Source organism: Bdellovibrio sp. 22V (assembly GCF_030169785.1).
Taxonomy (GTDB): Bacteria; Bdellovibrionota; Bdellovibrionia; order Bdellovibrionales; family Bdellovibrionaceae; genus Bdellovibrio.
Map to the genome: position 1 here is coordinate 88109 of NZ_CP125854.1, position 12948 is coordinate 101056.

The 12948-nt window shown below is 48.2% G+C and carries 9 protein-coding genes and 1 tRNA gene; 5 read left to right on the plus strand and 5 right to left on the minus strand.

All coding sequences use genetic code 11. The features are described from left to right. Window positions 1–318 precede the first annotated feature (318 nt). Together QJS83_RS00460 and QJS83_RS00465 are read left to right on the plus strand one after the other, a co-directional pair. Window positions 319–5154, plus strand: a complete 4836-nt coding sequence (locus QJS83_RS00460; RefSeq protein WP_284606839.1) for a hemagglutinin — start codon at window positions 319–321, stop codon at window positions 5152–5154. A gap of 58 nt (window positions 5155–5212) precedes the next feature. Then, a complete protein-coding gene (locus tag QJS83_RS00465) occupies window positions 5213–6028 on the plus strand; it encodes an enoyl-CoA hydratase-related protein (RefSeq protein WP_284606840.1) in 816 nt (271 codons plus the stop codon). Here QJS83_RS00465 and QJS83_RS00470 read toward each other — a convergent pair. The 3 genes from QJS83_RS00470 to QJS83_RS00480 are packed head-to-tail and all read right to left on the minus strand — an operon-like array spanning window position 6025 to window position 8788. After that, window positions 6025–6855, minus strand: coding sequence for a DUF6279 family lipoprotein (locus QJS83_RS00470; protein WP_284606841.1), 831 nt, complete (start codon window positions 6853–6855; stop codon window positions 6025–6027). The genes QJS83_RS00465 and QJS83_RS00470 overlap by 4 nt on opposite strands. Beyond that, the gene (locus QJS83_RS00475; protein WP_284606842.1) at window positions 6852–7436 is read right to left on the minus strand and encodes an inner membrane-spanning protein YciB; all 585 of its coding nucleotides are present in this window, start codon (window positions 7434–7436) and stop codon (window positions 6852–6854) included. Before QJS83_RS00475 ends, QJS83_RS00470 begins: the two co-directional genes overlap by 4 nt. Next, on the minus strand, window positions 7433–8788 hold the full coding sequence (locus QJS83_RS00480; protein ID WP_284606843.1) for a dihydroorotase: 1356 nt from the start codon (window positions 8786–8788) through the stop codon (window positions 7433–7435). Before QJS83_RS00480 ends, QJS83_RS00475 begins: the two co-directional genes overlap by 4 nt. Before the next feature lie 90 nt (window positions 8789–8878). On the opposite strand from QJS83_RS00480, the gene QJS83_RS00485 reads away from it, so the two are divergent. Together QJS83_RS00485 and QJS83_RS00490 are read left to right on the plus strand one after the other, a co-directional pair. After that, on the plus strand, window positions 8879–9856 hold the full coding sequence (locus QJS83_RS00485; RefSeq protein WP_284606844.1) for a hypothetical protein: 978 nt from the start codon (window positions 8879–8881) through the stop codon (window positions 9854–9856). Window positions 9857–9862: 6 nt separating this feature from the next. Then, on the plus strand, window positions 9863–10597 hold the full coding sequence (locus tag QJS83_RS00490) for a HEAT repeat domain-containing protein (RefSeq protein WP_284606845.1): 735 nt from the start codon (window positions 9863–9865) through the stop codon (window positions 10595–10597). On the opposite strand, the gene QJS83_RS00495 is transcribed toward QJS83_RS00490, so the two are convergent. Further along, the gene (locus tag QJS83_RS00495; protein WP_284606846.1) at window positions 10594–11109 is read right to left on the minus strand and encodes a hypothetical protein; all 516 of its coding nucleotides are present in this window, start codon (window positions 11107–11109) and stop codon (window positions 10594–10596) included. The genes QJS83_RS00490 and QJS83_RS00495 overlap by 4 nt on opposite strands. Next, window positions 11081–12523: a hypothetical protein gene (locus QJS83_RS00500; protein ID WP_284606847.1), complete on the minus strand. Its 1443-nt coding sequence runs from the start codon at window positions 12521–12523 to the stop codon at window positions 11081–11083. Before QJS83_RS00500 ends, QJS83_RS00495 begins: the two co-directional genes overlap by 29 nt. A 212-nt stretch (window positions 12524–12735) precedes the next feature. Here QJS83_RS00500 and QJS83_RS00505 point away from each other — a divergent pair. Next, window positions 12736–12812 (plus strand) — tRNA-Met (locus QJS83_RS00505). The last annotated feature ends 136 nt before the right edge of the window (window positions 12813–12948 follow it).

Genomic DNA, 12948 nt, shown 5'->3' on the forward strand with positions numbered 1-12948 from the left:
AATTTCGCTGCACGCAAATTTCGCTGAATTCATAAAGACAAGTTCAAAAAAATAAAGGCCACTTGGGAGTTTCTTGCTTCGTTATTTTGGTTGGTAGGGATGTTTGTTGCGCTTTTTTAAGAGTGTTTTTGGGGTCTAGGGATGGGAGATGGATTTCCAATGAATGTTGGTTTTTTTGATGTGGTCGTGGGTTTTGAATTAAATGATTCTTTGTTTCGGATTTTGGTGGAACGATTGTCTTGTGTCGATTTGAGATAGTGAGTTCGAATCTTAATTTGTAGTATTTAGAACTTATTCCTGTGTTCCGAAGGTTATAGCATGCGGAACGTCACGGTACTTCTCATCATGATCCATTTTCTAGTGGGGTGTTCGCTCAGCGGCAGTGTTCTTGATATGAACGCGCTGACTCCACCGGTTCTTACTGACGCTCTTGGGGAGCGGATGGACTCCTTTGTCATTAACAAATCTTCGGATGTTCAGAATGTGACCGTGCAAGGGGAGTGTTTCTACGAGAATCAGGATATTCAAGTTTCGTTTGTTCCCGAAAACTCTTCTTTAGCGCAGCATGAAACGCGCAAATTCAATGCTCGGTGTGTGAATAATAAATTTGAACTGCAGCTTGATACGCAGGCATGGACGGACACCTCTTATAAAGTAGTTTTGGCTGTGACTTCGATTGCGGGTGTTTCTTCAAGCACTGAGGCATCAGTTCTTAAAGATATTGTGGCTCCGGTTGTCTCTTTCACTTCGGCGATTGCGGCGGAGGTTGGAAATGCGACTGTCGGGAGCATTCCTGTGGCGGGGACTTGTGAAAGTGAAGACGGGCCGGTTGAAATTTATTCGGGTGCGCAGTTGCTTTCAAGTTTTTCATGTCAAAGCAATGGAACCTTTGCGACGATGATTGACGGAGCGGGACTTCTTGAAGGCAGCAATGTTTTCGAAGTGAAGCAAAAAGATATTGCGAACAATGTGGGAACGGCAACAAGTATGACTTTTAATAAAGATACGATTGCGCCCTTGTTGTTGCCAAGTTTTGGTTCTTTAGGCAGTGCGCTTAGCAACGACGATACGACTCGCCAGGTTTCCGTGACTCTGCCTTCGGATGGCGGCACTCAGTATAAGTATATTATTGTGAAGGACGCCGATTGCTCGGGACAGTGGGCGGCTGTGATGGCGGCGACGCCGGTTGCAGCCGGGACCGATATTCCTTTAAGTTTTAGCGGTGACGGCACTTATCGCATTTGTGCTTTGGCCGGAGACCAGGCTGATAACTGGGCATCGGCGGCGGGGCTCGTCGAAAGTGGCGCTGTTGTGATTGATAAGACGGCTCCTGCGTTGACAATTGCCACTCCGGTCGCGAATAGCAAAATCCATTCGACATTTACTCTTACGGGAACTTGTGAGGCAGGTCTGATTGTGAGTGCGACGGGGGATTTTACTCCAGCGCCGTCAACGCAAACATGCTCGGTGAGTGGCACTTACTCGATGAATCTTACTTTATCGGCGGGGGATGGAGCTAAAAATATTTCTGTCTCGACGACCGATGGTGCAGGCAATACGACGGCGGTTGCATTTCACTCGGTGACTAAAGATACGCAGATTGTTCCGCCGAATGTGACGATGAATACGCCGGTGATGATGAGTGCCGCCTTGGCGAAGTTCACTGTGAACAATTGTTCCGATCATACAATGATTATGCTGAAAGAACAAAACGCTCCGCCAGCTTTAGGAGATGCGGGTTGGCTGCCTTGTTCGACAGCGGCGCAAAACTATGTTTTTGATTTAAGCGCGACGGATCAGCAAGGGCTGCGTAACGTGCGTTTTTATGCGCGCGATGAAGCTGGGAATATTTCGACAGCGACTGTTTTCACAATCACTTACGACTCAAAAGCGCCGATCATGACGTTGGATGCGGTGCCGACGTTGGCGAAAAACGTGGCGTATCCATTTGTCGTGTATGTGACAGAAGCCACTGTTTCGGCAACGGCTGTTTTATCGCTGCAGTATTCGGCCGACGGAGTGACCTGGAACAACGGGGCTTCACGTACTTTGGGGCTTGCCGGCCCAATGAATAACAAGTCTTTTGAAATTTCGTGGACACCGACAAGTTTTTATACCGGCTTAAAAGTACGTGCGGTTTTGACCGACGATAATGGCAACACAGGTTATGGCGAGTCGAATCTTTTCGACGTTGTCTTTGACGTGACTCCGCCAACAATCCTTGCAAATCAAATGAAGATCAACGGTTCTTTGACTCCGGATGATTCGGTTCGCTCTTACGTCACGGTGAGTTTGCAAGGTCACGATGCCGAGACAGCCGTGAGTGAGTTTTGTCTTAAGACGACTAACACAGCTCCTGCAGCGTCGGATGCGTGCTGGGTTTCCGTGAAAGCTCCGAAACCAGGTTTGGAAGAGTTGCCCGATCTTTTCCTGGTCGACTTTGACTTTTTCTTAGGAATTAATTTTGGGACTTACAACATTTATGCGTGGGTGAAGGACGTTGCCGGAAACATCAGCACGAACTCGGCGACTCTTAAGAAAGACTACAACACCGTCAATTATATTAATGATGCGCCTCCTGTTGTTGGCAATTTTTTGGCGGTGAACTCGACGACGCCGAATGCTCCGCCGATCAATACCGATATGACTTTCGCAAACGGTGCTGCGGTTTATTTGAAGTGGAAAGCTTCGGATAACGGTACGATTACGAAAGTGGAGTTGTATTCTTCGCAAGATGGCAGTCAGTACACTTTAATCAGCGATGCACTGGCAAATAATTCTGATAATGGAGCGGGCTGCAGTTATTCAGCTCCGCATACGGGATGTTATGTGTGGAATTCAACCTTCCCTAATAACACTTTCTTTAAATTGCAACTGCGTTTCACGGATAATTACGGTCAGACTTCGCAGGTGACAAGTCCGCCGCTAAATAGCGGAAATGTGAATTTGCTGGCGGGGAATCAGGACCCGGGACATAACGGCAATGCCAAGCAAACAGTGTTTAACACGAATGTGGGCAATGATACGGCTCCTGGATCTTTGCTTGTAACGACAGACGGAAAAATTTTCTTCAACGATTCTTCTTATGGTTTGATGTATGTCGATCCAAAGACCAACAACTCGAAAGTGCTTTTGCGTTTGGCGAAGTCTAACGAAGATTCGTACGGTGACGGAATTCCAGTCGAACAGGCGCGTGCGAAGGCGATTTACAGAGCTACTCTGGATTATCAAAATCGTGTGCTTGTCTATGACCGCCATATGATCCGCCGAATTGACACGTCCGTTGAGCCCATGACGATTGAAACTATTATCGGTGCCGATCCTGCCGGGAATTTAGGAACCAACACGGCTGATACTGTGGCGGATCCACGAGATTTAAAGATCGATATTTCTTATATTTCAACGAATGATCAAAGCTGGTTGATCCGTCGCCGCGCTATTTTTCAAGCGCATCCGAACGGGGATATTTATTTTGTCTCGGACAATCCAGGCAAGGGAAAAGACAACGGCGGGCGCATCCGCGTGTACAAAGGTTCGTTGGCAGTTCCGCGTGTGGAAGCGTTTCGGTTTTCAGGAACTGGAGCCAAAGATCTTCCGACATGGGATTTAAATACAAAAGACTATTCGTTCTTCAGTTTGCGTTATGACTCCCAAACGAGCGATATTTTAAAAGCGTACGTCAACGTTGTGTACTCGGTTCCCGGCAACTCTTACGGGAATATGACGGAGCTGGATATCAACACGTGGATTGCAAACGGTGTTCATCCAAATCATCCTTATACGAATGCCAGCTTGAACTACTATGAAGTTCAGTCGATGGATGGCTATGTCTATCGCGCGAACCGGGCGACAGAGCATTCTCTGGTACGCTTGAATGATAATGGCACATGGACCCGCGTTCTTGGCACCGGCGCCATGGGAGAATGTGCTGACGGAACGGCGGCGACTTCGTGTGCGGTTTCTTTGGACGATGCATTCGTGGATCGCTATGGTCGTATTTTCTTCTCCACTCGCGGGATCATCAAAACTGTTTACAATGGAAACGTTTATACCTTGTTCGGACAACGCAAAGACGCGGGTGATGGAGGTGTTGCAACCGACATGCGTCTTTCGATGGTTTATTATCTTGATCACGGTGCTGGTGACAGCGTCGTGATCTTAGATCATCAGCAAAATAAATTACGTGAGGTTTCTCCCGGAGCATCGCCGGAAGTGCGCCTCGTCGCAGGGAACGGACAAAACGGCAACGTGAATTTCGCAACCGCGGCCAATGCTCAGAATATTCGTCTGGGGAACTGGTGGGATCCAAACCCATTTGCAACCAATCCTGCGAATGGTGACATTTACATGAACTGTTCGGCGGCTTCGATTCTTACAACACCTCCGGATGGCTATACTTCATATCACAGTGTGTGCCGCCTTAACCGGGCAACGGGACTTTGGGAAGAGCTCTTTGATGGACAGGGCGCTACACCCAGCTACACGCAAGCGACAGTGGCCCGCGCTGATTTACAACTTGCCGGTTATTCACCGGAAGTCGTCGCGTACCAAGGTGGAAATTTCTTAATCAATCAATTCTACTGGAACGGCACCGCCCACAATAGCAGCCATTTCCGTTTGGTGACTCCGACGACTACTAATTACGTTGCAGGTACTATCGCGCAAAATCAAGACGGGGATGTATGCCCTGACGGATCTTCCGCGAATTGTGATATCGGACCTCGCGGCGTTCATACAAAGGGAGCACCCGTTTATTACGGCCCGCTTTCGGGTTGGCTCTTTAATCCGACTCGGTCGTCGGCATACGCTGCGGATATGCACGTTGTTGCCGGTGGTGTCGCAAACAAAATGCTGACTCTGCCCACGGCACCGGGCGGATTTGCTTATGATGCCGGAAGTATTTATTACTGTTCTGGCGGCAAAGTCTATAAGGCGACAATCACGAATGCGGGAGATCTCACTTCAAAAGCGAATTGGCCGCTGGTGTACAACACGCACTTTACCGTCACGGAATTGACGATGCCGACGGATAATATTGTCTGCGAGGGGCGACGTATTCTTGTGAAGGCCGCGTCAGGACCGAAACCAAAACGCCTTGTTATGATGGTGAAACAAAACGGTCTTCCCGCAATCATTGAATATTTCCTGCCTTAAGAACGAATGCTGTTCACAAAACGAAGCTCTTCTGTTTCAATCGAAACAGGAGCTCTGCATGGATTTTTATTCGCAAAAATGGACACATCTCAAAACGCAGTTGAACGGAACCGTCCTTTGGTTGACGCTCGACAATGCCGAACAAAGCAACGCGATTTCTTTGGAAATGGTGGATTCATTGACACGCGTTTTGAAGCATGCGGATTTTGATCCGGCAGTGCGTGTGATTGTGATCAAGGGGGAAGGCACTTCTTTTTGCGCTGGCGGCGACATCAAAGCGATGCAAAATAAAACCGGCATGTTCGCTGGTGAAGGCAATGAATTGCGCATGCGCTACATCCATGGCATTCAGCAAATTCCTAAATGTATTGAAGAGCTTTCGACGCCAGTGATTGCGATGGTCAATGGACCGGCGATCGGTGCGGGTTGTGATCTGGCGATGATGTGTGATTTGCGTATCGGCACCACGAAATCCAAATTCGGCGAAACTTTCGTGAAGCTGGGACTTGTTCCCGGCGACGGCGGGACGTTCTTCCTTCAGCGTGTGATCGGCTTCTCTAAAGCCATGCAAATGTCTTTAACGGGGGATTTGGTCGCCGGGGACGAGGCGCAACGCTGGGGTCTTCTGAATTATTTTGTTGATGAAGCTGATCTAGAAAATGAAACGCAGAAACTGGCAGAGAAGATCGCAAACAATGCTCCCATCGCCGTGCAAATGACAAAGAAGGCGATGAAGATGGCATATCTTAATGATTTGCATACGATTTTGGATTTGTCTGCGGCTTATCAAGGAATCACGCAAAGAACCGAGGATCACTTTACGGCTTTGCAAGCGATGAAAGACAAAAGGGTTCCTGAATTTAAAGGAAGTTAAGTCGATTCTGCGATTTTTTCCAGTTCCTGCGCGCGATCCAAAATGTTTTCGCGCAGGCGCTTTCTTTGGACTTCGGAAAGTGTTTTCCAAAAATCATTCACCAGAAAATTTTGAAAAGCCTTTTTGTGAGCATCGAGCGCCTCCGTGTAGGCGGGCAGGCGCACGGCCTCAAAATCTTCGTAAAAATCCCCGACGAATTTTTTTAAGGTTTCAGGATTTTTTCGTGCTTCAAGGAATTGTGACAGAACATGTTCTTTGTTTTGATTTTGCAGCTTCCACGGAAAAGGATGCGTTTCTAAAAACTTGTTCAGACGGTCGCGTTGATCTTTGGATATGCCTCCGACCCAAAACTCCAAGGAGCGGCGGTAGCGTTTATAAGCTTCCCTCTGCGCGTGATCGGAGTCGCCGTTGCGGTCTTCACTTTTTTGAATTTCTTTATGAAGCTCCCCCGAGAAATGGTCGTACTGCGAAGGCTTGAGCGACAATGTCGTTTTTATGGCGCTGTCTTTAAAATAGCTTGAGAATTTTTTGACATAAGTTTGAAAATCCGCAAACTGCGCCGCGACCTTCTGGGCATCCAGAGTGTCCTTGGCGACCGCGGGCTCCAACTCGCGAAGTTTCTTGGCAACCTCGGGGAAAAGTTCTTTTTTTGCGCGGCCCAGATCTTTTTGAATATTCTTTTTCAGATTTTCTTTTTGCTCACTTGTGAGATCAAAGTAGTCGTCGGCCTCGGAAACGGCAAGCGTATCAAAGAAACGAACAAGAACGTCCGAACGGCTGCAGGCGAGAGTGTTAAAGAGGATGAAAATTAAAAATAAATATCTCATTCCGATCTTTGTTTTAGAACGGCTCTCCGTAAGAGAAAACCCTCTATGACAAGATACAGAATGAAACTCACCGTCAGGCCAATACCTTTGAGGAGAGCCCAAGCCGTCGTGCTCCATGCCAGTGCCGCCCACACCGCAAGGCCCGTGTGAATGGCAAAGAAAAATCCCGAACGAATTGTAATGCCTGTCATACGTTCTTTAATAAATGGCGGAAACTGATGACCTTGAAGTTCGGCAAGGTAACTGAGTAACGGTTTTTTAATAAGAACGGAACCCCAAAGTGCTAAAGCAAAAGCGCCTTCCATCAACGCAGGTTGAAGTTTAAACCACAGGCCTTCGCTGGAAATTAAAGAGATTGCTCCTAAACCCAAAAGCAGTCCGTTTCCGAACCACGTGATCTTCTGAACTTTTTTGTATTTGATAAGTTCGTAAGTAATTTCACCAACTCCGAAAACCATTCCGGCAATCAAGCCCGCCATGGTCCCGTAATATTCTTCAATCAAAGTGAAAGCGATGACGGGAACGAGGCCGGCGAAGAAAAGACTCGCGGCTTGGGCTTTGGGATTATTGGCGTTACTCATAAATTCGTTTCATCAAAATCGACTGGTTTGCCTGAAGCGGCGGAAACGACCTGATCATTCTCCATGACCACATGGCCTCCGACAACAGTGTGGGTCATCCAACCTGTCACCGACATGCCATGAAACGGAGTCCATCCGCAGCGGCTCGCAATCCATGAGTTGTCGATAGTTTTCGTTTTCTTTAAATCCACCAGAGTGACATCGGCGTCAAAACCCTCTTGCAGGCGTCCTTTGTTTTTAATTCCAAAAACGCGGCGAGGATTTTCTGTCACCATCTCGACAAAGCGTAACAGACTTAAGCGTCCTTCATGAACGTGGTTCAGCATAATCGGTACTAAAGTTTGCACGCCGGGAACTCCCGAAGGGCTTGAAGGATAGGGTTTCTCTTTTTCTTCGCGCGTGTGCGGAGCATGGTCCGAGCCGATAACATCGACGGTGCCGTCCAGAACCGCTTTCCAAATACGGTCCATGTGGCGTTTTTCCCGAATGGGCGGGTTCTGCTGGGCATAAGTTCCCAGTTTGTCATAACAGTCCGGAGCATAAAGAGTCAGATGCTGTGGAAGCACTTCCACAGTCGCGATGTCCTTCGCGTTTTTCAGAATGTCCATCTCTTCGCCCGTGGAAACATGTAAAACGTGAATGCGACGGCCGGTTTTTCGCGCAATTCTTAAAAGGCGGGTCGTTGAGTTCACCGCGGTCTCAACATCACGCCATACGGGGTGAAAGTGCGGGTCGGCATTATCAACTGCAATATGCTTTCTTTCGCGCAGACGCATTTCATCTTCGCTATGGATAATCACGCGGCGATGGCCTTGGCTTAGGATTTTTTCTAAAGTGGCATCGTCTTCAACCAAAAGATTTCCGGTCGAGCTGCCCATAAAAATCTTAATACCTGAACAATGACGAAGCCGTTCAAGATTTCCAAGGTTCGCGACGTTGTCATGGGAACCGCCGATAAAGAAAGCATAGTTACAGTGAGCACGCCCTTGCGCTCTCTGCAATTTGTCCTGGAAAAGCTCTGTCGTTGTGGTCGGGGGATTGGTATTCGGCATTTCAAAAATGCTCGTAACACCGCCAAGGATAGCGGCCTTTGTTCCTGTTTCGAGGTCTTCTTTGTGAGTTAATCCGGGTTCGCGAAAGTGAACCTGGCTATCAATCACTCCGGGCAGAACATGAAGGCCTTTAGCATCGATGGTTCTGAGAGCAGACTCACGAATGGAGGTGCTGATTTTTTCGATGCGTCCATCCCGGATACCGATATCGGCCTGTTGCTCTACCAAGCCATTCCCATTCGGGTGAGGAAGAATGCAAGTTCCGCCTTGTATTAGAAGATCGAAAGGTTTTTGAGACATGTATCACCTCGGATTGAAAAGACGATATCACCACCTACCTTCGAAGGTCCAGCATTGACGAGGTCCTTTGGATAGGCGAGAATTTGAATTGTGACAATTGAAAAATTCCTCTCCTTCTGGAGTCAGTACAATACCGCTATCATTGAGGGCCTCGTTGCTCTTATCATTTTGCTCTCGCTTTACTTAGCGTATCGTGGTTTTTTCGCGAAGAAATCAAAGGATGCGGGCGCTGAAAACGGCTCTAATTTAGATACGGCTCAGCTTGAGAAAACTCTGCAAAAGATTCTCGACAATCAATCTGCAGGCGGCGGTGGTAAAGCCTCGCGTAGCGGTGCGGGCGAAGATCTTGGTATGGATGTGGACTTGGATGCGATGGAGCGCGCGCCAATGGGTGGTGAAGGCTCGCAAGGCGAAGTTTCTGGAGCTGCGGCTGAAGAGGTGTCTCAACTGCGTGTTTCATTAACAGACAGCCAGAAAAAAGTGGAAACTCTGCAAGCACAGTTGAAGGACGCTCTTCAACAAGTCGAGATCGCGACGGCGGCAGGATCCGTGGCTTCCGGTGAAGGCATCGGTTCCAAAGAAAAAGAGGAACTGACGGGCAAAGTGCGTGATCTTGAAGCGCGTTTGGCAGAATACGAAATCATCAGTGAAGATATCGCCGATCTTTCTCGTTATCGTGAAGAAAATGAAGATCTTAAAAAACAATTGGATGCTTTGAAGGCAGGGGGAGCTCCCGCAGCGCAAGCTGAGGCTCCCGTTGTAACACCGGCTCCAGAACCGACTCCGCAAGAAGAAGTCGCGGCTGAGCCCGCACTTGAACCTGCGCAAGTTCCGGTTGTGGATGCAGTTCCAACTCCAGAACCTCCGGCTCCAGCAACAGAATCTGCCGCGAGTGATATCATTGACGATGAATTGATGCGTGAGTTTGCAGCGGCGGTTGAAGGTCAGAAAGCTTTAGACCAAGCGGCAACCAAAGCGGGCAGCGGCACTGAAACAGCGGAAAAATCAGGAGATGAAACCAATCAACTCATGAATGAGTTTGAAAACTTCGTTTCGAAGAAGGGTTAGTACGTTATGCAAAAGATTCTTTTTGGTACGTGTGTTGTTGTCGCACTTTCTTCAAGCGCTTTCGCAGCTCCTTCAAAACCTTCATCCAGTACTTTAAGTTCAGCGATTGAAGTTCTTAAATTGCCTACTGAAAACCGCCGCATGGTGGTCCAGTCTCAAGGCGAAAAACATTATCCTCAATTTGTTTCTTTGGCTTTTAATGAAGCGCAACCGATGAACGTGCGCTGGCGTGCGGTGATGGCTTTGGCGGAAGCACGCGGTGAAAAAGCGACGCCCGATTTGATGAAGGCGGCGACACATAATCAGTGGTACATGCGCAATGCTGCGCTTGTGGCGCTAGCGGAAGTAAATCCTTCACAGGCTGAAAAGACCGCGCAAAAACTTTTAAAAGATAAAGCGCTTGTGATTCGTTCTGCGGCGGTGGATGTTTTGCAAAAAAGTTCTGCGCCGGAAGTTCGTGATCTTTTGTGGGAAGAACTCAATCAAAAGTACAATTTCAAAAACGAGCAATCCCTCTGGATTCGTCATCAAATCGTGCAGGTTCTTGCAAGCAAGCCTTTAGATCGCGAAGCCAAAATCTTTGCCCAACTTCTTTCCGACAAAGACCCGCGAGTGCAAATGCCGGCGGTTCGTGGTTTAGAAAAACTCACAGGAGTTAAACTCGGTGTAGGTTCTATGAAACAGTCTGCTTTGGTCGGTATGTGGAGAGACTACGTTAAAAAAGAAAAGCTGGAGTTTTAGAATCCAGCTCTTTTAAGGGCGTCATTAACGATCAATTCCCGTTCGATGCGATAGAAGATGATCTTTTCTTCAAGTCCGTCGGACTCCATCGGTTCTGGTTCAGAAAAGAAATCTCTTAAAATTTCCATTTTCTTGTCGATCGTCACACGCACGGATTCGCGACCGTCGGCTTTCCCGCGTGCGAAGGTCATCGTAATACGATAACGAATGCCACTTGAAGGCGGGCGTTGTTCATTCGGCGGCAACCAACCATCAAGACCTTTGATATACTCGGTTTCAATTATGCCTGTGTCTTGGTTTTCATTAGAGATAGGATATTTCAGAACAGCGTGCGCCGCTCTCCAAACGGAGTCGTAACTCGCAAAGAAGACTTTTTGTTTGGTGATTTGCCCCATACGGGCGTGAGCGGAAGGCTTTTTGTCGAACAAGCTGCACCCAAAAAGAGTGCAGCCTGTGATAATCACAAGTCCAAGAAGGATTTTTCTAGAAAGCGATTGAGCTGTGTGTGACATGTGTTGCGGCTTCAATCATAGCAGGTCCAACCGGTGCTTGTGAAGCAGTTTGGGAGCCGACAAAGTTCACTTCCCAACGTTTTTTGCCTGTCACTGCAGAGTCATTCGGCCATTGGGGCAGTTTCATGCGCTCAATCCAGTTCTGAGCGTACACTTCCCACTGAGGCTGAAGGATCTTCACTTTCGCAGACCCCTGAACAACTTCTTCCTCTTTTGTGAGGATCGAGTACGTCGCGATCGGATTTACACCTGTGATCGTGTTGAACTTCGGCATCAAGATCTCGCCATCAGCTGCCATTGTTGGATCTGGGATGAGAGGAAGCATTGTCGGAGCAGTTCCGTTAGAGAACGGAAGAAGTGTCACAGACATGCGGTCTCCGCCATTTTTCAATTCTGCTGTTTTCTTAAGCACGCCCAGAACGAAAGGCTCTGCCCCTGGCAATGTGTTCAAGTTCATTTTTTGGTTCGCTGCGATCTTCTTCACGTCTGTTGGGATCATGTAGCCAGATTGGTTCGCAACACCGACAGCAAGGAAAAGCTCATCCCCGCGTAGGCTTGGAGCCGTGATCGATTTTGCCTCTGTGAAGTTCAACTCACGAGTGGGCATGTCGAGTTTTGTTTGACCGGATTTCACGTCGATGTCGCGGATCGCTCCACCGTTGATTTTGAAATCGTTGATCAATTCATAAAACTCCGCGCCACCGCGAAGAGCGTCGACTGTCGATTTAAACGGGAAACGACCGCGCGCCGCAAAGACGCGATTCACACCGGATTGTCCGTAATAAATACGATAGGTCGGTTTGTCCAAAGTGATTGTGAAAAGAGCGTACTTCTCTCTTTGCTCTGGCAAAGAAATGTTTGCTGGCACGTCGATGTCTTGGCCGACAGCTGTGATGCGATCGCTTTGCGGGCTGATCACGTTATCGATGCTGAACGCCAACATATCTAGTTTAGTGAATGCCGGCATCACGAGACCGAAATCAACGAAGCCGTCTTTATCTTGAACGGGAAGGCCGGAAGTTCCGCCTTTGACTTCAAATTGCGTTTTTGAAGGAGCACGACGCAATTTAACCGTCAAGGCGCCGGGCTCTTGTGACAAATAAGTCGCACGGATGTAGCCCGGAGCTTGGATTGTCACGGCTTGAGCATCCACCCAACCTGCTGGAATTTCGATTTGTCCTTGGGCATCTGTGGTCAGGAAGTTGCCTGAAAAAGGAGCATTGAGAGCGTCGCCGATCAAGATTTGAGCACCTGCGATCGGTTGATCTTCGATGTTTTTGATCGTGATTACGTTGGTTTCTTGCATCCAGAAGAACCCTGAGATGCCATTTTCGCTTGGTTTCTTCGGTTTATCCGCCTTAGAACAGCCGGCTAGTAGCGCTGGCACAGCCAGTGCCATCATCAGTTTTTTCATTAATTCCCCCTCCGTGGTTTTCTTAACTCATCTGTCATTGCATTTCGGAAGAGTCGGCAGGTCAAGACCTAAGGCGAGGAAAATCCGGAATATTTAATTTTCGCATTATAACGCAAAGCCCATTATTGACTTACTGCGCTCCAACAATTAAAAATCCTGTCTCACGCATATGGTGCCTGGTTCTTTTATCTGGCAACATAGCGTTACTGTGTGGTGGGGTAGCTCAGCTGGTTAGAGCAACGGAATCATAATCCGTAGGTCGGCGGTTCAAGTCCGCCTCTCACTACCAAATTTTTCTAAAAATAAAAAAGGCAGCCAACGTGCTGCCTTTTTTATTTTTACAGATCTGGCCGCGAACGGCGAACTTGCAACTAATCTCGAACCTCGCGGTTCATGGCCCCAGCAGGAAGCTAGCGCCAGGGTGC

Coding starts and splice junctions, on each gene's coding strand:
- QJS83_RS00460 (WP_284606839.1), top strand. CDS start 319: ATGCGGAACGTCACGGTACTTCTCATCATGATCCATTTTCTAGTGGGG.
- QJS83_RS00465 (WP_284606840.1), top strand. CDS start 5,213: ATGGATTTTTATTCGCAAAAATGGACACATCTCAAAACGCAGTTGAAC.
- QJS83_RS00470 (WP_284606841.1), bottom strand. CDS start 6,855: ATGAGATATTTATTTTTAATTTTCATCCTCTTTAACACTCTCGCCTGC.
- QJS83_RS00475 (WP_284606842.1), bottom strand. CDS start 7,436: ATGAGTAACGCCAATAATCCCAAAGCCCAAGCCGCGAGTCTTTTCTTC.
- QJS83_RS00480 (WP_284606843.1), bottom strand. CDS start 8,788: ATGTCTCAAAAACCTTTCGATCTTCTAATACAAGGCGGAACTTGCATT.
- QJS83_RS00490 (WP_284606845.1), top strand. CDS start 9,863: ATGCAAAAGATTCTTTTTGGTACGTGTGTTGTTGTCGCACTTTCTTCA.
- QJS83_RS00495 (WP_284606846.1), bottom strand. CDS start 11,109: ATGTCACACACAGCTCAATCGCTTTCTAGAAAAATCCTTCTTGGACTT.
- QJS83_RS00500 (WP_284606847.1), bottom strand. CDS start 12,523: ATGAAAAAACTGATGATGGCACTGGCTGTGCCAGCGCTACTAGCCGGC.